This is a genomic window from Hymenobacter sedentarius (genome assembly GCF_001507645.1).
GTDB classification, from domain to species: Bacteria; Bacteroidota; Bacteroidia; order Cytophagales; family Hymenobacteraceae; genus Hymenobacter; species Hymenobacter sedentarius.
In genome coordinates, this window is sequence record NZ_CP013909.1 from 819,844 (window position 1) to 837,819 (window position 17,976).

Consider the following 17,976-nt stretch of genomic DNA (forward strand, 5'->3'; position numbering starts at 1 on the left):
CTTTTCCCGCTGCCTTGCCGTTACTTGCGCTCCCCTTCGGTTCTACGCTCCATCATGCGCCACCTCTTCCCGCTACTCCTTATTCTGAGCTGCCTGCTCGCTTTCCTGCCCGGCTGCGAGCCGAAAGAAGACCTGGTGCAAACCTCCGGCAGCCTCGAGTTCAGGTCGGAATTCCGGACGGACACGGTGCTGTTCGATACGGTGTTTACCACCATCAAAACAGTGACGAAGCGCTTGTGGGTTTACAACCGCAACGCGGGTGCGGTGAAGACGGACATTAACCTGGCCGGCACCGCGGGCACGGCGTTTTCGGTGGTTATCAACGGCGATGCCCGCCCCTCGGCGCAGGGCGTGACCATCCGGGGCAAAGACAGCCTGCTGGTGCTGGTGCGGGCCGTGGTGGGCGACAACGGCCAAGCCACTTCGCCCAAGCAGTTCCTCGTCACCGACGAGCTGCGCTTTCGCACCAACGGCACCGACCAGAACGTGAAGCTGGTGGCCTACGGCCAGAACGCTTACTTCCACCGCGCCGACATCATTCGCACGAACCAGACCTGGCGCACCGACAAGCCCCACGTCATCATCAACAGCCCCTACGTGAGCCAGGGCAAAACCTACTCCGTGGGCGTGGTGGTGGCACAAGGCGTCACGCTGCGCATTCCCAAGGGCGCCCGCATCTACTCGCACGCCGGCGCTTACCTGCAAGTCGATGGCACTCTGCTGGTAAATGACTTAACCGAGCCCTCGGCCTTTGTGCCCACCGATACGGTGAAGGCCACCAACGCCAACATCGTGCGCTTCCAGGCCGACCGGCTGGAGCCCTACTACGCCGAGGCCCCGGGCCAGTGGGGCGGCATCGTGTTCACCGGAACCAGCAAAAACAACCGCATTCGCTACGCGGAAATCAAAAATGCCACTTTCGGCGCCCTGCTCATCAGCCCGGAAAGCATCACGCTGCCCCGCCCGAGCCTGACCATTGAGAATTCGGTTATCCGCAACATCTCCGGCGCCAAGCTTTCCTTCGCCAACACCACGGCGGCTTCCGGGGGCGGCATCATCAGCTACTCGGGCAGCGTGACGGCCAACAACTGCCTGTTTACCAACTGCGGCGAGTTTGCCGTGCTCGGCGTAGGCGGTGGCGTGTACAACCTCAACTTCTGCACCATCGCCAACTACACGCCGGCCTTCCTCCGCGAAACGGCCTCCCTCACGTTCAGCAACGAAAGCCCTTACGATTCCAAGGTGAAACTGCCGCTCACGCTGAACCTGCAGAATTCCATCGTCTGGGGTTCGTTTGAAGACGAGCTGCAGGTAATAAACTACGCCGACTACGCCGCCACGCTCAGCATTCGCAACTCGCTGCTACGCACCAAGCTGTACGCCACCACGCCCAGCGTCGTTGGCGCCGCCGGGGTCAACCTGCTCAACGTGGACCCGGCCTTCAAACGCACCTCCTTCGTCGACCCGGATTATACCCTGCAGGATAAATCGCCGGCTACTTCGCCCCGCCGCACGCCGGTAGCCCCCCTGCTCGCCAAGGACTTGCGCAACCTGCCGCGCCCGAGCCAGCCCAGCCTGGGCGCCTACGAGCACAAATAGCCCCCGCGGTTTACTCTACCTGCCCCGCTGCCGCGTAGCGCAGCGTATCGAACAGCACCAGCTTTTGGGTTCCCACCACTTCGTAGCGGCGCAGCTGCCCGTTTTGTAGCTGGAAACGCAGCTGCTTCTGGGCCGAAAACAGCGGGTTATTTTGCACAATGGTCGCGGACACTTCCTGGGCCACGGGCCCCTGCTGCACCACCGTCAGGCGGGCCACCGGGGCGTTGGGCTGGCCGGGCAGGCGGGTGTAGGTGCGGCGCAACAGCCCCCCGGGCAGCGCCACCGAATCCACGGCATAAGCGCCGCGCAAGGCCGCTTTGTTGATGTCGGCCTGAAAGAAAATCTGCAGCTCATCGGCCCACTTTACGGCGGGCACGCGCACGGTTTCGGTGGCATTGCCGCGCAGGCTCACGCGCTTGGTAACGGCTGCCCGGCACTGGGCCAGCTGCGCCACCTGCTGCGTGAGCAGGCCTTTTACATCAAAGTAGAGCGGCCGGCGGGCGGCCGGTGCCGCGGGGCTGGCGTCGCCGCAGCTGCCCAGCAGCAAGGCGCCGGCCACCAACGCCAGGCACGGCAACGCCCGATAAAGCGGAACCACGTGATTACGCATTCGGCGCAGGCACAATAGCAGGGCGCAGCAGGCTCTGGCCGGTCATTTCCAGCGGCTGCGGCACGCCCATCAGCTCCAGAATCGTCGGGGCCAGGTCGCCCAGCTTGCCGTTGGCCAGCGTGCCTACGTAGTCGTTATCGGCCAGGATGCAGGGCACCAGGTTGGTGGTGTGGGCGGTGTTGGGCGAGCCATCGGCGTTGCGCATGAACTCGGCGTTGCCGTGGTCGGCGATGATGATGCAGGCATAGCCAGCTGCCAGGGCCGTTTCCACCACCACTCGGCAGCAGGCATCGGTCGTTTCCACGGCTTTTACCACCGCCTCAAACACGCCGGTGTGGCCCACCATGTCGGGGTTGGCGAAGTTCAGCACCACAAAGTCAGCCGCCTTGGCTTGCAGCTCCGGCACCAAGGCCTCCACCAAGTCGCGGGCACTCATTTCGGGCTGCAGGTCGTAGGTCGCTACTTTGGGCGAGGCCCGGAGGATGCGCGTTTCGCCTTCAAACGTGTTTTCACGGCCGCCCGAGAAGAAGAACGTGACGTGCGGGTACTTCTCGGTTTCGGCAATGCGAATCTGGGTTTTGCCGTGCGCCGCCAGCACCTCCCCCAGTGTGTTGTTGAGGTTGTCTTTCTCAAAAATGGGCGTCACGCCCGCAAAGGTGTCGTCATAGTTCGTCAGCGTCAGGTAGTGCAAGTTCAGCCGCTTCATCTGGAACGCGTGCATGTCGTGCTGCGTGAGCACCTCCGTGATTTCGCGGCCGCGGTCGGTGCGGAAGTTGAAGCACAGCACCACGTCGCCTTCCTGAATGGTGGCCAGCGGCTGCCCGTCGGCGCCTACCTTCACGATGGGCTTCAGGAACTCGTCGGTGATGTCTTCGCGGTACTGCTCCTGAATGGTTTGAATTAGGTTTTGCGACGGCGTGCCGATGCCGTTCACCAGCAGGTCGTACGCCACCTTCACCCGCTCCCAGCGCTGGTCGCGGTCCATGGCGTAGTAGCGGCCCACCACCGAGGCGATTTTGGCGCCGCTGCGCTCCAGGGACTGTTCCAGCTCGTTCACGAAGCGCACGCCGCTCTTCGGGTCGGTGTCGCGGCCGTCGGTGAAGGCGTGCACAAGCACGCGCCGCACGCCCGCTTCGTGGGCGATGGTGCACAGGGCCTTGACGTGGTCGATGTGCGAATGCACCCCGCCATCGGACAGCAAGCCAATCAGGTGCAGGGGCTTGTCGTTGGCAATGGCGTACTCAAACGCCTTCACCAGCGCAGGCATTTGGCCCAACTTCCGCTCGCGGATGGCTTTGCCGATGCGCACGAGCTCCTGGTTGACCACGCGGCCGGCCCCGATGTTCATGTGGCCCACTTCCGAGTTGCCCATCTGGCCTTCGGGCAGCCCCACGGCCTCGCCGGAGGCCTGCAAGGTGCTGTGCGGATACCGCTGCAACAGCTCATTGTAGAACGGCGTATTAGCCGCGTCCACGGCCGACACCGCCGAATTCTGGGGAATTCCCCACCCATCCAGAATCACCAATAAAACCTGCTTATTCATGGCACAAAGATACGGCCGACCTGCCTATGGGTTGGGATTATCTACCTTCGTGGTTACATTAACTTCCCATCCTTTTTGCGCGGGTTTATTGGCCGGCAAAAAGCCCTTTTACTTCCTGGCACCATTTTAGCTTTTAATCTGACGCGGATGACGCACTTATACCTGTACTAATGAAACGCTATTTTTTTAGGACTCTATTCTTTGGTTGGCTCTTTCTGTTCGGCGCCGTAGCGGCCCACGCGCAGGTCGATAATCTCGGGGCGGTGCGCACGGCCATGCGCAATGGCTCGTCCCGCGAGCTGTCGCAATACCTCGCCCCTACCGTTGAGGTTGGCTTTGACGGCGACAAACAAGGCTACAACTCCACCCAGGCGGAGATTGTCATCAAGGACTTCTTTGCGAAGAACACCCCCAGCAGCTTCGAATTCATTCACCAAGGCGAAAGCAAAGAGGGCATTCAATACGCCATCGGCCGCTACATCGGCCGCAACGGCACGTACCGCGTGTTCGTGAAGCTCAAGCCCTCCCGTGGTGCCCCGCTGATTGACACGCTGGACTTTACCAAAGAATAACCGTACTCCTTGAGCATACCAAGCCCCGGCCTTTTCAGGCCGGGGCTTTTTTGTTTAGCAGCTAAATTGGGCTAGGGGGTGTTCTCAGTTAAGATAGAGGGTCATGATGCGGGCACAGATGAACGCCTGAAAAGAGGCGTCCAATTTGTCGTATCGGGTGGCCAAGCGCCGGTGCTGTTTTAGCTTGTTCACGGTTTGCTCGATATGGTGGCGCTTGGCGTAGGCGCAGGGGTCAAAATGGGGGACGTGGCGCCGCCTCGGCGTAGGCGGAATAACGGCCAGCGCGCCCGCCGCGGCAATCAGCCCGCGCAAGGCGTCGCTGTCGTAAGCCGTGTCGGCCACCACTTCGCAAGCCGGGGCCAGGTGCGGGGCCAGCAGCCACGCCGCCTGCGGGCAATCACCGGCCTGTCCCGGGGTGAGCAACCAATTGAGCACGTTGCCGGCCCCGTCGCAGCTCAGGTGCAGCTTGCTGGTGCGCCCGCCCCGGCTGCGGCCGATGGCCTGCGCGCCTTTTTTTTGGCGGCGCCGGCCGCGTGCTGGTGCACGCGGATGCTGGTCGAATCGAGTTGCACCTGGCGCTGGCGGGCGTGGGGGATGCGGCGGTTGTGGGCGATAAGCCAGTTCGCCACCCGCTCCCACACGCCGCTGTCGCGCCAGCGGGCAAAGCGCACGTACACCCGGTGCCAGTGCCCCAAATGCGGCGGCAGGTCCCGCCAGCCCACGCCCGTGCGCCCCAGCCAGAGCACCGCTTCCACAAAGCCGCGCGTGTCGCGCGCCGTCGTGCCGCGGCAATTGGCCTGGCCCGGCAACAAAGGCGACAACTCCGCCCACATCGAATCCGTCAGTAATGTCCGGTCTGCGTTCATTCCCCAAGTTACCCTATTAACTGAGAACACGCCCTAAAGGGAACAAGACTTTAGCTCAACTCCAGAAGCACTCCCAGCGCTTCTTCATTGCTTATCCAATCGGCTGTCATGCTGAGCTTGCGAAGCATCTTATCACCGAGGAACGAATCGTGCTGACCTGATAAGATGCTTCCTTCGTCAGCATGACAGCCGATTAGGATGTTGCGCGCTTCACACAGCCTTCTTGTTGCTCAACACATGGTTTAAAACAGCCTGAAATCCGCGTTTTATTCGCAAAGGCAAGGGCCGTACCTTTGTCCTGTGCAAACCCCTACTGCTTCCTATCTCACACCCGAAGCCCTGACCAACTTCATTCGCACGGCTTTGGCCGAGGATGTGGGCGACGGGGACCATTCGGCCCTTTCCTCCATTCCGGCCGACGCCCGCAACCGGGCCCACCTGCTGGTGAAGGGCGAAGGCATACTGGCCGGCATGGCGCTGGCGCCCCTCATTTTTGAAGAAGTGGACCCGGCCCTCACCGTGACCGCACTCCTGGCCGACGGCACACCCGTTAAGCACGGCGACATCGCCTTCACCGTGGAAGGCCCCGCGCGCAGCATCCTCACGGCCGAACGCCTGGTGCTCAACTGCATGCAGCGCATGAGCGGCATTGCCACCTACACGGCCCACCTGAACACGCTGCTGGCCGGCACCACGGCCAAGCTGCTCGACACCCGCAAAACCACCCCCAACTTCCGCCTCTGCGAGAAGTGGGCCGTGCTCATCGGCGGCGGCGTAAACCACCGCTACGGGCTCTTCGACATGATTATTCTGAAGGACAACCACGTCGATTATGCCGGCGGCATTGCCCAGGCCATTGCCGCTACCCACGCCTACCTGGCCCAAACCGGCCGGCAGCTGCCCATCGAAATTGAAACCCGCTCCCTCGAAGAAGTGGAGCAGGCCGTGGACGCGGGCGGCATCGACCGCATCATGCTCGACAATATGAGCCCCGAGCTGCTACGCGAAGCCGTGGCCCTCATCGGCGGCCGCTTCCCCACCGAGGCCAGCGGCGGCATCACCGAGCAAACCATTGCCGAAGTCGCCGGCACCGGCGTCGACTACATCTCGGTGGGCGCCCTCACCCATTCCGTAAAAAGCCTGGATTTGAGCTTGAAAGCATTTTAGTTGTCGGTTGTTGGTTATCAGTTATCAGGGAATGACCTGGGCAAGCTGAAACTAACAACGGACAACCACCAACTACTAACAAAACCATGAACCAACCCAACCAACGCGGTGGAGGCGGCGGCTTCCGCCAGGCACAGCAGGCCTCGCCGCTGGCCATTCGCACCAAGAAAACGCAGTTTGACACCAACACCTACACCCGCCTAGCCATGGCCGAAGTGTGGAAAAAGGATTGGGTGTACGCCTTGATTCCGTTTGCCCTGGGGCTGCTGCCGGCCGTTTTTGTGCACTCGTGGTGGTGGCTGGCCCTGGCGCTGGTGCTTACGCTGCTGTTTGTGCTGTTCCGCTCGGCCCAGGTCACGGGCGTGACGCAAATGGAGCAGAGCAAGCCGCTGTTTGAGCGCATGAACTTTGAGATGGACCAGAAGCAGCTGTTGCTGCGCGTGGGCCCCGAAAAAGCCATGCAGCTGACCTGGGACATGGTGGGCCGCGCCCGCCGCGATGCCGACGCCTACCTGCTGTACCTCAAGCCCGGCACGCCGCCCGAGGGCCTGGCTCCCTGGCGCCTGTGGCTGGCGCGCACGTTCGACGTGCCCGTGTTTTTACATTTGCCCCTGCGCATCTTCAATTCGCCCAACGACGTGAAGCTGTTTGAGGCCCTGCTGCGCCGCAAGAACCTGCTGCCGGCCGATGGCACGGCCACAACCGTTTAAGGTTCAGCCTCGTTTTGTAACCAGTAGCGACACGGCGCCTGCCGCTTTTCTCTGTACTTCAACCCCTGCTAATTTTTCTCCGATGAAATTGACCCCCACCTTGTTGCTGGCCGTAGCCACCGCCTCCCTGGCCCTGACCTCCTGCAGCAGCGAGCCCTCCGACTGGCGCCCCGACGACAAAGTATCGCTCGATATGGTTGCGCCCGGCACCCGTCCTTCCGACAATTACGACCAGAACACAGCCTACGCGCCCAACCAGGCCAAAGGCGGCGCCATCACGAAGCCCATCAGCTCATCGGCCGACCTGGACCAGCGCCCCGCTCCTTCGGCGAAGTCGGCCATGACGGCCAATGCGGAGGAAGGCCTGCGCAAGCGCGGCCTGCTGCACGACGCCGGCAAGTCGACCCAGGAAGATACTACCGCCAGCGGCCATCAGATACAGCGCTAGAGCTTCGGCCCGTTGCAATAATTAGTTGGGTGGCAGCTTTGCCCGCCGGCCGGCGGTCGCAAAGCTGCCGCTTTGCGTCTGCTGGTAGCGGACGTTTTTCCTTTGAATGGGGAATGAAGAATGAGGAATGAGGAATTGGCCGGTGCGGCTCAACTCCTTCATTCCTCGTTCTTCATTCTTCATTTCTCATTCTGTTTTGCATGGGGTTTGCTATTTTTTTGCTGCTGCTCACGGTGCTGGGCGCGGGCGCCGCGGCGGCCTGGGTGCCGGTGGCCTGGGGCAGCCAGTGGCTGAAGCCGCTGCTGGCTTTTAGCGGCGCGTACCTATTTACGCTCACGGTCACGCACATTTTGCCCGAAGCCCTGCAACTGCTGCCGGCCCACCCGGAGCGGGTGGGGTACTGGGTGCTGGCCGGTTTTTTTGGGCAGTTGCTGCTGGAGGTGCTGTCGCAGGGCGTGGAGCACGGGCACGTGCACCACGAGGCGGCCCACGGCCCCCACGACCCGGCCGGCCGGGTGCCATTTCTGCTGCTGGCCGCGCTGGTGGTGCACTCTTTTCTGGAAGGCAGCATCCTGGTGCGCACCCCGGAAGTGGGGCAAATGAGCCAGAACTTCTACGCCATCGTGGTGGGCGTGGCCTTGCACCACATGCCGGCGGCTTTTGCACTGGCCACGCTGCTGCGGCTGCGGCTGGGCTCCTTCCGGCGGGTGTGGCCGTGGCTGCTGGTGTTTGCGCTGGCCTCGCCGGTCGGCATAGTGTTCAGCAACTACGTGGTGCTGACGGAACTGCTGCGCGGGGGCTTGTATGCGGCGCTGCTGGGGCTGGTGGCCGGCAATTTCCTGCACGTGTCCACCACCATTCTGTTCGAAACCAGCCCCGAGCACCGGCTCAACTGGCCGAAGCTAAGCGCTACCATGGGCGGGCTGCTGCTGGCCCTGGCCGTGGCGTAGCTTCAGTGAGCAATTAGCAGTGAACAGTTATCAGTGGTAATAACTGCTAATTGTTCATTACTAACTGAATTCTTCCAGTGGCCCGGCCCCGCGCAAGAAGTTTTCCAGCTGGCGGGCCCGGGCGGTTTCGTATTCCAGCCGGGCCTGGAGCCGCACCAGTCGCTGCCGCATGGCCAGCACGATGTCGAGCGCCTCCGGGGAAAGGCCCAGCTCGTAGTGCAAGCGGGCCAGGCGGGGCAAGTCGTCGGGCTCGTCTACGATGATGGTTTCGGGAGTAGAGGCCAGGCGCAGCAAGCCGGCTTGCAAAAACTCCTGCAAATCGGCCGGCCCCAGGCCATAGCGCGCCGAGCATTCCTGAAAAGTGAGGGTGAGGAAGTGCGTTTCCATGGCAATGAAACTTAGGAGTTAGTCTTCGGGCCGGAGGGCCGCCAGCTGCTGTATCAGCTCCTTTTCCTGCGGCGTCAGGTGCTGGGGCAGCGTCAGGGTTAGGCGCAGGTACAGGTCGCCGAACTGGCCCGGGTGCTTGTACACCGGGAAGCCCTTGCCGCGCAGGCGCAGGCGGGTGCCGTTCTGGGTTTCGGGCTTGAGCTTGATTTTGACGGGCCCGCTGAGCGTCTCAACGGTTTGCTCGCCGCCCAGCAGGGCCTTGTAAATGCTTACGGGCACGTCCTGGGTCAGGTCGTCGCCGGTGCGCACGTAGCGGGCGTCGGGCGTGATGCGGAACGTGATGAGCAGCGAGCCGTTGGGCCCGCCGTTGCGGCCGGGCCCGCCCTGGTCGCGCAGCCGGATGGTCTGGCCATCGGCCACGCCGGGCTGAATGTTGAGCCGCAGGTTTTTGCCGTTCACCGTGATGGTGCGCGGCCCGCCGTGGTAGGCCTCTTCCAGGCTCAGCTCCAGCTCGGCCTGGTAGTCGGCGCCGGCCCCGGGCCGGGTACCGCCGCCTCCGGCCCGGCGCCCGCCCCCGCCCATGCCCCCAAACAGCGAGCTAAAGAAGTCGGAAAAGTCTTCGCCCTCGCCAAACTGGCCGCCCTGGCCAAAGCCCCCGCCGCCCTGCGTGTACTGGCTCCAGTCGAACCCACCGCCGGGCTGGCCGCCGCGGCCCGCGCCACTCGGCTGCTGCTGGTAGCGCTGCCAGTCAGCCCCAAACTGGTCGTACTTTTTCCGTTTCTCGGGGTCGCTGAGGACCTCGTGGGCCTCGTTGATGTCCTTAAATTTTTGCTCCGCGCTCTTATCGTTCGGGTTCACATCGGGGTGATGCTGCCTAGCCAACTTGCGGTAAGCCTTTTTGATTTGCTCAGCGGTGGCCGTTTTTTCTACACCCAGCGCTTTGTAGTAGTCTTTGTAATCCATCTTGTTGGTGAGCGATGAGGTGACGGGGTCATATGCACACGAGCTGCTCGTCCCAATGGTGGCCAATGCCGCAACTTCCTCCGCTGGGCGGCCCAACCGGCGGCAACCCCTTGGTTTTGGGCCCGCGTGCCGGCTCAACTAACGGCCGAATCACTTCGCGGCGGAAGCAACACCGAGCAGCAGCGGGTGGTAGTAGGGTATTCGGGTTGCTCATGTTAACCAACCGAAAAAGCAGTTGCCACCATTGCCAGGCGAACCTACCCCGGTGAACTTAATTGAACGAATGCGGCCCCTGAAAGTTAATGGGCCAGCTTGGGCAAAACTGGTCTTGCTTTTGCACTAATACATTGTTGGCGGGCCAGGTGCTAGCACAAAGTATAGTATATTGCGCTATTATCCCACTCAACCTTTATTTCTTTTTTCTACCTCAACTCTTCCTTATGAACTCCCGCTTCCTCATTAATAGCACTCTACTGGTGGCGCTGCTGACCGGCACCGCTGCCCAGGCCCAGACCCGCGTACCCCCACGCCGCCCCGGCAGCGTGGCCCCGAAGCCCCGCGTGACGGCTAATGCCGGCGTCGGCCTCAAAGACGGCCTGACCATGCAAAAAGGACGGGTCGTGCTCACCGAGCTCGGCATTACCAACCCCCTCACGGCTGACAAGAAGCTGATTAATGGCACTATCATTACCCCCGCTGGCTTGGTGACCGCCACCGACGGCACCACCACCCAAATGAACGAGGGCGACATGGTATCGCTCACGGGCCGCGTTACCACCCGTGCGTCGATAGTTGAGGCCGACAGCCTGCTCAAAATCAAGACGTTTGACCTGAGATACCCCGGCAAGCGCAAGAAAATGGAAGAAGAAAAGGAGCGCAAGGACAAGGCCAAGGCCAAGCTGGCAGAGGAGAAAGCCAAAGCGGCCGAAAAGCGGGCCAAAGCAAAAGCCAAGCGCTAAGCCGAACCCGCACTGCCCAAGTGTATTAGTCGCCGCCATGCCTTCGGGCCGGGCGGCGATTTTTTTTGCACTTACCGTAGCACGCCGGGGCACCGGCGGCGCCCCTACCTTAGCGGTTCTAACCCCTTTTGGCCCATGCTCTTTTATACCGTTATCAAGCCAGTGGTGCAGGTGGCCCTGCGGGTATTTTTCCGGCACATTGAGGTACGGCACCGGGACCGGCTCAACCTGCCCGGGCCGCTGCTGTTTGCCGGCAACCACCCCAACACCCTGATGGACCCGCTCCTGACCGCCATCCAGTGCCGGCAGCCGGTGGCTTTTCTGGCCAAAAGCACGTTTTTCCAGAACCCCATTTTGCGGGCCATCATGGAATCGGGCAACTCTATTCCCATCTACCGGCGGCACGACGCCGAGGTGGGCGGCGCCCCGGCCACGGCCGAGCAGGTAGCGGCCCAAAACGAAGCCAGCTTTGGCCGCTGCTATGATTATTTGAGCGCGGGCGGCACCATCATGATTTTTCCGGAGGGCTCCAGCGTAAGCGAACGCCGGCTGCGCCCCCTCAAAACCGGCGCCGCACGCATTGCCCTGGGCGCCGAGGCCCGCAATCACTTTAAGCTGGGACTGAGGGTGGTGCCCATTGCCATCAATTACTTCGACCCTTCGCGCTTTCGGTCCGACGTGCTGCTCAACGTGGCCACGCCCATTGTGGTGGCCGATTACGCCGAGCTATATGCCCAGGACCCCGAAGCGGCCGCCGACCAGTTCACCGATGCGATACGCGAAGCGCTGGAGCGGCGCCTCGTTATCACACGCGACGCGGCCGAAGATGTCTTTGTGCAACAGGTGGAGCGAACGTTTGGTGACCACCTCAACCCGAACGACGATGCATCAACCCTCTACGACAACTTCCAGCTGAGCCAGACGCTGCTGCAAGCCCTGGCCTGGTTTGAGCAGCACGCGCCTTCCCGGCTGGTGGCCATGCGCATGCAGTTCCAATCGTACCTGGAAAACCTGCGCCGCTACCGCCTCACCGACGATGCCCTCGAAAGCCAGCAGCGGGGCACCGTGGTGGGCCTGCTCAACCTGGTGTTTGGCGCGCCCGTGTGGCTGTATGGGGTACTGAATAATTACCTGCCCTACATTCTGCCCTCCATGGTGGCGCGACGGGCCACTAAAGACGTAGAGTTTGTGGCCCCCATCATGCTGGTAATGGGCATGCTAACGTTTCCTCTGGCTTACACCCTGCAAGCGGCGGCGGTGCAACACTGGCTCACGCACGACTGGCGCCTGACGGCCCTATACGTGCTGAGCCTGCCCCTTAGCGGCTTCTACGCCCTGAGCTATTGGGAAACGCTGACGGTCCGCCTGGACCGGCTCCGCGCGCTGCGCCTGTTCCGAAGCGCCCCGGCCGTGGGCAAAGAGCTGCTGAGCCAGCGGGCCACCCTGGTGGAGCAGCTGGAAGAAGCCCGCGAAGCTTATTTAGCACGCGTGGCTAAGCAATAAGACACGGCCTGCGCGGGACCGTTACAGGCTTTAGCTCAACTTTAATTTAAAGCAAAAACGGTCCAATAACTTTGGCTCAACTAACGGTTTAGCTCAACATGACGCCAGCCAATAAGGCAGCCGCTATGATGGCAACGCTCGGCACTTTTTCCCAGAGCAGCAGCAGGAAGGTGGTGCCCACCAGCAGCGGGTTCAGGGGCAGGGTATTGATGGGGCCCAAGTGAAACGGCAAGGCCATCATTTTGTCGGGCAGGGGGTGATACAGCAGGAAGGTGGCCGCGCACACCAGCCCGGCACTCACGGCGTTGATGCCTTCCAGCGAAGCCTGCACCACGCGGTATTGTCGTAGCCGGTCCCAGAACCGAATCACGAAGAATATCAGAAACGTGCCCGGCAAAAAGATGCCCGCCGTGCCCACCAGCGCGCCTATCACCTGCATGCCGGCCCCGCCCGCGGGCCGCATGGCCAGCGCGCCGATGTAGGCGGCAATCGAAAAGTTTGGGCCCGGCATGGCCTGCACCAGCCCCAGCCCCGACAGGAATTCAGGGCCCGTGAGGTAGTGCTTAAACTCCACAAACTCCGCGTATAGCAGCGGCGCCAGCACCTGCCCGCCCCCAAATACCAGCGAGCCGTTGCGGTAAAAGTTCTCGAAGAGCCGCACCGGCAACAGCCGGGTATAATGCCCCAGCATGGCCGCCCCCACCAGAATGCCCAGCCAAAGCAGGAAGTTGGCCCACTCCACCCGCAACGGCTTTTTCTCCTGAATGATGGCGTGTTTGCGGTAGCGCACCGTGGTAACGGCGCCGCCGGCCAGCAGCAGCAGCGGCAGCATCCACGGCAGCTGGAAAAAGTAGGCCAGCATGGCCGAGGCCACCATCAGGGCCACTGCCATTTTGGTATGAATGACTTTTTCGGCGATGCGGTAGGCCGAGAATGCCACAAAGCCCACCGCCACGGGCTGCACAAACTGCACCAGCGCCGCGACCCGGGCGGGGTCGAGGTGGCTGAGGGTGAGGCCGGCCAGCGTCATCAGGGTCACGGCGGGCGTCACCCAGACCAGCAGGGTGAGGTAGGCCAGGTTGGGCCCGCCGAGCCGGAAGCCGATGACGGTGATGGTTTGGGTGGAGGTGGGGCCCGGCAGCAGCGCGCACAAGGCCTGCAATTCCAGCAGTTCGGCCGCGCTCAGGTAGCGGCGCTTGTCGACCAGCAGCCGGAACATCATGGCCAGGTGCGCCTGCGGCCCCCCAAAAGCCGTGAAGGCCAGCGCGGCCACGTCCTTCAAAAAGATAAGGCCCCGCACCCGCCGGGTGCGCTTGCCCGAGCGCCGCGGGGGCGGCGTGAGCGAAACGGGGGCGGGGGGGTCCGAAGCGGAAGGCGGAACAGAAGCCGGAAAGGTCATACCAGGCAAAAAAACGTCATGCTGAGCGCAGCCGAAGCATCTCTCCCGCTTCGTTGCAAGTGCATTGATTGGGTACGCGGGAGAGATGCTTCGGCTGCGCTCAGCATGACTTGCTGGGGGCGGTTTCGCGCCGATTGTGCTATTTCTTCTTCAAGCCCAGCTCAATCAGGCGCTCGTTGAGGAACTCGCCGGCCGTGATGTCGGCCTCCTTCTTGGGGTTGTCGGGCGTGATGCAGTGCTCCAGGGCGGCGAGGCTCATTTCGGAGCGCGGGTGCATGAAGAACGGAATGCTGTAGCGCGAGGTGTTCATCTTCTCGCGGGCGGGGTTCACCACGCGGTGAATGGTCGACTTGAGCACGCCGTTGGTGAGGCGCTGGAGCATGTCGCCCACGTTCACCACAATCTGGTCGGGCAGGGCCGTGATGGGAATCCACTTGTCGTCGCGGCGCTTCACTTGCAGGCCGTCGGCGCTGGCGCCCATCAGCAGGGTGATGAGGTTGATGTCGCCGTGTTCGGCGGCGCGCACGGCGTCGGCGGGCACAGCGTCCGGGTTTTCAATGGGGAAGTAGTGAATGGGGCGCAGGATGCTGTTGCCGTGCTTCACCTTGTCGTCGAAGTAGTTTTCGGGCAGGTGCAGGTACAGCGCAATGGCGCGCAGCACGTCCTGGCCCGCCGCCTCCAGAGTACGGTAAGCGGTGAAGGTGCTCTCCTTAAAGCCGGGCACTTCCTGGGGCCAGATGTTCTCGGGGTATTCGCTTTTGATGGGGTCGGTTTCGTCTTCTACCTCCTGGCCCACGTGGTAGAATTCCTTCAGGTCGCCGGTGTTGCGCCCCTTGGCGTGCTCCTTGCCCTTGCTGATGTAGCCGCGCTGGCCGGCCAGCTCGGGGTTCTCGTAGCGCTGCTTGGCTTCGTCGGGCAGCTGGAAGAAGGCTTGCACGTCGGCGTACAGCTTTTTGGTTTGCTCGTCGTTGAGGCCGTGGTTCTTCAGGGCGACGAAGCCAATGTTTTGGTAGGCTTCGCCGAGCTGCTGCACGAAGTGAGCCTTGCGCTGCGGGTCCCCGGAGCGGAAATCGGCCAGGTCGAGCGAGGGAATTTGGTCAAGAAGTTGGTCTTGCATGGAAAAATAAGGTTTACTTTGAGGCCAATAAGCCCCACGGTGGGCAACGATGCAAGTTAAGCAAAACCCTGCACAGGGCCCGACCCGTAAGCTGTTCAGCTTAGGGAAGTACGCCTAAACTACTAACACACTTTTTTCGAGCTTCTTTTAAATGAAACGTCCCTTCTGGCTGCTGTGCAGCACGACCATCACCCTGGCGCTGCTGGCTAGCTGCGAAACGAGCAAGCCTACTACCGATGTAAGCGCGACCGCCGGCAGCACGACCGCCAGCCCCGCCAGCACCGGCGAAAGCATGGAATCAAACGGTATTCGCCTGACGCCCTTCAACGATTCGCCCAAGTTCCCGGAGGCCCAGATGCAGTTGCGCGCCCCCCTTGCCGGTTCCTCCGTGCCCAGTGGCGAGGTTGCCTTCGATTATCTGATTACGAATTTTCAGCTCACCAAGATGAGCGGCGGCCCCCACATGGCCCAAATGGCCAACTCGATGAAAGGCCAGCACATCCACAACATCGTGGACAACGAGCCCTACACGGCCCACTACGAGACCAAGTTCAAGAAGGCCATTCCCGACGGCCAGCACGCCATCCTCTCGTTTCTGTCGCGCTCGTACCACGAGAGCCTGAAGCACCGCGGCGCCTACGACCTGCGCATCATCAACGTCGGCAATGGCACGCCGCCCGCCACGCCCGTTATCGACGTGAAGGCGCCGAACCTGTTTTACAGCCGCCCCAAAGACACCTACGCCGGTGCCGATGCCAAGCGCATCATGCTGGACTTTTACCTCGTGAACACCACCCTCGAGCCGGGCGGAAACCGCGTGCGCGCCACCATCAACGGCAGCGAGTTCATGCTGGACCACTGGGTGCCCTACCAGATGGAAGGCCTGCCCGCCGGCGAAAACACCGTGAAGCTGGAGCTGGTAGACAGCAGCGGCACCCTGATACCCGGCCCGTACAACTCGGTGACGCGCAAGTTCACGGTCACCCCGTAACTCATCATAATACCTTGCTTAGCCCGTTGGGCTGAACTTAGAGAAGCATCTTTACCTCGGAAGTAGCCTAGTTACTTGCGCGGCAGAGATGCTTCTTTTGCGTTCCGCCTTATGGGCTTTTGGGAGCCATTTGGCTGCAGCCGTTTGTTGTTCTGGTTCTACCTTGCCTGCCAATGCCCCCTGCCCCACCCCTTTCCGTTGCCGCCTCCGCCGACTTGCCCGGTGCTTCGGCGCCACTGCTCACCCGCGAGCAGGTGCTGCGGGCGTTGCGCCAGATAGCCCGCGAAGGCCGCCCACTGCCCTCCGGCACGGTGTACGAGCTGGTGTACCGGGGCCGGCGCTACCCGCCCCGCGCGGTGGCCGAGCTGGCGTACCGACTGGCTACCGGCAACCCCACGGCCCACTGGCCCCGCCCGGCTGGCGCCGCCACCAACACCCTGCTCGAAGGCCTCGACTTTACCATCAGCACCAAGCGGCCCGTGCTCACGTCCGGCTCCACGCACGACGGCGACGAAACCGCCCGCCAGCAAGCCGAGGACCTGTACACCGGCATCTCCCGCGAATCATCGGAGCCCGCCAGCAGCCCAGCCAAAGTAGCCGAGCCGCCGGCCGCTTACGAGGCGCCACCGTATGACCGGCCCGATGCGCTGGCCGAGCTATTCATCTCCGAGGGCGCGCTGGATGCGGCCTTGGCCGGCCTGGCCCGCCGCCGCAACCTGCTGCTGCAAGGCCCGCCCGGCACCGGCAAAACGTTTCTGGCACGCCGGCTGGCGTGGTTGCTGTTGGGCGCCAAAGACGAAAGCCGCATTGAGTTGGTGCAGTTTCACCCCAGCTACGGCTACGAGGACTTTATGCTGGGCTTCCGGCCCGATGCGGACGGGCGCTTTCACTTGGTGCCCGGGGTGCTCCCGCTCCTATGCCAGCGCGCAGCCGCCGACCCCGACAAGCCGTATTTCCTTTTGATTGACGAGGTAAACCGTGGCAATGTGCCCCGCGTGTTTGGCGAATTGCTCCTGCTGCTGGAAGCCGACAAGCGCGGCCCCGCCCACGCCCTGCGCCTGCCCTACGCGCCGCCCGACGCGCCCCGCTTCTTCGTGCCCGAAAATCTGTACGTCATCGGCACCCTCAACCTAGCCGACCGCTCGCTGAGCCCGCTCGACTACGCGCTGCGCCGGCGCTTTGCCTTCGTGGAGCTGGGGCCGCAGTTTGGCGCGCCGCTGCAGGAGTTTCTCGCGGCCCGGCAAGTACCCGGCGCCATCATCGAGCAGCTGTGCACCCGCATGGCCGCCCTCAACCAAACCATTGCCGACGACCCCGAGCTGGGCCCTGATTTCGTCATTGGCCACAGCTATTTCTGCCAGCCCCCACCCCAGCCAGAACAAGCCGCCGAGTGGCTACGGCTGATTATTGAGCAGGAAATTGGGCCACTGCTGGCCGATTATTGGCGGGAGCAGCCGGCTACGGCGGCGGCCCAGCTGCGCAAGCTGCTGGTTTAGAAGGATACGGTGGCTTGCAGCCGCATCGCCGCCGAGTGTTCCGTAGTCCGCTGGCTCGACGTCGCGGTAGTGCCCGTGCGGTTATCGACGATTGAGCTGGATTAGCTGGATTTTTGGCCCACAAAGCCTTCATAATACACCTCGGGCCCGAAGAAAAGCCGGGAGAAGATGCGAAAGCGCGCCCCCACACCGCCCATGCCTCCGATGGCGCGGGTCGTTGCAGTAAAGGTGTTATCCAGGCACCCGCAAAAGCCGCCCGTAAAGCGTCCAGCGGCACCCGTATTGCGGTAGGCCACGTCCAGAAACGGATAGAGCCACGGCGTATTCGGCAACACGATGTATTGGGCACCGGCGCGCAGGGTAACCCTTCGGTAGCTGGTTTCTCCGGTTACGCAGTCGGCACAATTCCCGATTTCGGGCAGATTGGTGCGGTGGCTGTAAGCCAGGCCGGCGCGCACCCCCAGCCGCTGGGGCATGTAGCGCAAGACCACGCCTGAAAACGCCTGAAACCGGGGGTAGGTTGGCGAGGAAATGGCTGCGTAGCGCGCACCCTCCAGCCCAACTTCGGTCGGGTGCAGCCGCGGCGCTTGGGCATTGGCCCCGAGCACGGACCCCAGCAGCATTGCCCGCAGTAGTATTTTTTTCATTTTACAAGGATAAGCGAGTGAAAAGCATTGGTAAAAGACGCTAACGCGA

Annotated in this window: 17 protein-coding genes and 1 pseudogene; 10 read left to right on the forward strand and 8 right to left on the reverse strand. The window is 62.4% G+C overall.

Going from position 1 to position 17,976, the window contains the following annotated elements; all coding sequences use genetic code 11:
- Positions 1 to 54 precede the first annotated feature (54 nt).
- Positions 55 to 1,599, forward strand: coding sequence for a hypothetical protein (locus AUC43_RS03435; RefSeq protein ID WP_068189997.1), 1,545 nt, complete (start codon positions 55 to 57; stop codon positions 1,597 to 1,599).
- Between the two features lie 10 nt (positions 1,600 to 1,609).
- On the opposite strand, the gene AUC43_RS03440 is transcribed toward AUC43_RS03435, so the two are convergent.
- Positions 1,610 to 2,197 carry a hypothetical protein gene (locus AUC43_RS03440; RefSeq protein ID WP_199243492.1) on the reverse strand — a complete coding sequence of 196 codons (588 nt, stop codon included), beginning with the start codon at positions 2,195 to 2,197 and terminating at the stop codon, positions 1,610 to 1,612.
- 4 nt (positions 2,198 to 2,201) lie between these two features.
- A complete protein-coding gene (gpmI, locus tag AUC43_RS03445) occupies positions 2,202 to 3,752 on the reverse strand; it encodes a 2,3-bisphosphoglycerate-independent phosphoglycerate mutase (protein WP_068190002.1) in 1,551 nt (516 codons plus the stop codon).
- Between the two features lie 170 nt (positions 3,753 to 3,922).
- Here gpmI and AUC43_RS03450 point away from each other — a divergent pair, with 170 nt between their 5' ends.
- Positions 3,923 to 4,324, forward strand: coding sequence for a DUF4783 domain-containing protein (locus AUC43_RS03450; RefSeq protein WP_068190004.1), 402 nt, complete (start codon positions 3,923 to 3,925; stop codon positions 4,322 to 4,324).
- An 84-nt stretch (positions 4,325 to 4,408) separates the two neighbouring features.
- Here the strand turns inward: AUC43_RS03450 and AUC43_RS19950 are convergent.
- Positions 4,409 to 5,197 (reverse strand): annotated as a pseudogene (locus AUC43_RS19950) (IS5 family transposase); the annotation flags it as partial.
- A 293-nt stretch (positions 5,198 to 5,490) separates the two neighbouring features.
- Between AUC43_RS19950 and nadC the strand changes: the two are divergent.
- The 4 genes from nadC (at position 5,491) to AUC43_RS03480 (ending at position 8,465) form a co-directional block, all read left to right on the forward strand.
- The gene (nadC, locus tag AUC43_RS03465; RefSeq protein ID WP_068190005.1) at positions 5,491 to 6,357 is read left to right on the forward strand and encodes a carboxylating nicotinate-nucleotide diphosphorylase; all 867 of its coding nucleotides are present in this window, start codon (positions 5,491 to 5,493) and stop codon (positions 6,355 to 6,357) included.
- Positions 6,358 to 6,443: 86 nt separating this feature from the next.
- On the forward strand, positions 6,444 to 7,067 hold the full coding sequence (locus tag AUC43_RS03470) for a hypothetical protein (RefSeq protein WP_068190007.1): 624 nt from the start codon (positions 6,444 to 6,446) through the stop codon (positions 7,065 to 7,067).
- 82 nt (positions 7,068 to 7,149) lie between these two features.
- Positions 7,150 to 7,515: a hypothetical protein gene (locus AUC43_RS03475; protein WP_068190008.1), complete on the forward strand. Its 366-nt coding sequence runs from the start codon at positions 7,150 to 7,152 to the stop codon at positions 7,513 to 7,515.
- Positions 7,516 to 7,715: 200 nt separating this feature from the next.
- A complete protein-coding gene (locus AUC43_RS03480; RefSeq protein WP_068190010.1) occupies positions 7,716 to 8,465 on the forward strand; it encodes a ZIP family metal transporter in 750 nt (249 codons plus the stop codon).
- Positions 8,466 to 8,525: 60 nt separating this feature from the next.
- On the opposite strand, the gene AUC43_RS03485 is transcribed toward AUC43_RS03480, so the two are convergent.
- The gene (locus AUC43_RS03485) at positions 8,526 to 8,852 is read right to left on the reverse strand and encodes a chaperone modulator CbpM (RefSeq protein WP_068190012.1); all 327 of its coding nucleotides are present in this window, start codon (positions 8,850 to 8,852) and stop codon (positions 8,526 to 8,528) included.
- Positions 8,853 to 8,870: 18 nt separating this feature from the next.
- Positions 8,871 to 9,815, reverse strand: a complete 945-nt coding sequence (locus AUC43_RS03490; RefSeq protein WP_068190014.1) for a J domain-containing protein — start codon at positions 9,813 to 9,815, stop codon at positions 8,871 to 8,873.
- A 440-nt stretch (positions 9,816 to 10,255) separates the two neighbouring features.
- Here AUC43_RS03490 and AUC43_RS03495 point away from each other — a divergent pair, with 440 nt between their 5' ends.
- Together AUC43_RS03495 and AUC43_RS03500 are read left to right on the forward strand one after the other, a co-directional pair.
- Positions 10,256 to 10,774 carry a DUF6799 domain-containing protein gene (locus tag AUC43_RS03495; protein ID WP_068190016.1) on the forward strand — a complete coding sequence of 173 codons (519 nt, stop codon included), beginning with the start codon at positions 10,256 to 10,258 and terminating at the stop codon, positions 10,772 to 10,774.
- 135 nt (positions 10,775 to 10,909) lie between these two features.
- On the forward strand, positions 10,910 to 12,277 hold the full coding sequence (locus AUC43_RS03500) for a lysophospholipid acyltransferase family protein (RefSeq protein ID WP_068190021.1): 1,368 nt from the start codon (positions 10,910 to 10,912) through the stop codon (positions 12,275 to 12,277).
- An 88-nt stretch (positions 12,278 to 12,365) separates the two neighbouring features.
- On the opposite strand, the gene chrA is transcribed toward AUC43_RS03500, so the two are convergent.
- Complete coding sequence (gene chrA, locus AUC43_RS03505; RefSeq protein ID WP_082684881.1) at positions 12,366 to 13,676, reverse strand: chromate efflux transporter; 1,311 nt, start codon at positions 13,674 to 13,676, stop codon at positions 12,366 to 12,368.
- 139 nt (positions 13,677 to 13,815) lie between these two features.
- Positions 13,816 to 14,793 (reverse strand): isopenicillin N synthase family dioxygenase, encoded by a 978-nt coding sequence (locus tag AUC43_RS03510; RefSeq protein WP_068190023.1) that lies wholly within the window; start codon positions 14,791 to 14,793, stop codon positions 13,816 to 13,818.
- Positions 14,794 to 14,944: 151 nt separating this feature from the next.
- Between AUC43_RS03510 and AUC43_RS03515 the strand changes: the two genes are divergently transcribed.
- Both AUC43_RS03515 and AUC43_RS20800 read left to right on the forward strand, forming a co-directional pair.
- Positions 14,945 to 15,784: a hypothetical protein gene (locus AUC43_RS03515; protein WP_068190025.1), complete on the forward strand. Its 840-nt coding sequence runs from the start codon at positions 14,945 to 14,947 to the stop codon at positions 15,782 to 15,784.
- A 173-nt stretch (positions 15,785 to 15,957) separates the two neighbouring features.
- Entirely contained in the window at positions 15,958 to 17,280 is a 1,323-nt protein-coding gene (locus tag AUC43_RS20800) for an AAA family ATPase (RefSeq protein WP_157780910.1), read from the forward strand.
- A gap of 101 nt (positions 17,281 to 17,381) precedes the next feature.
- Here the strand turns inward: AUC43_RS20800 and AUC43_RS03525 are convergent, their stop codons facing one another.
- Complete coding sequence (locus tag AUC43_RS03525; protein WP_068190028.1) at positions 17,382 to 17,927, reverse strand: hypothetical protein; 546 nt, start codon at positions 17,925 to 17,927, stop codon at positions 17,382 to 17,384.
- Between the last annotated feature and the right edge of the window lie 49 nt (positions 17,928 to 17,976).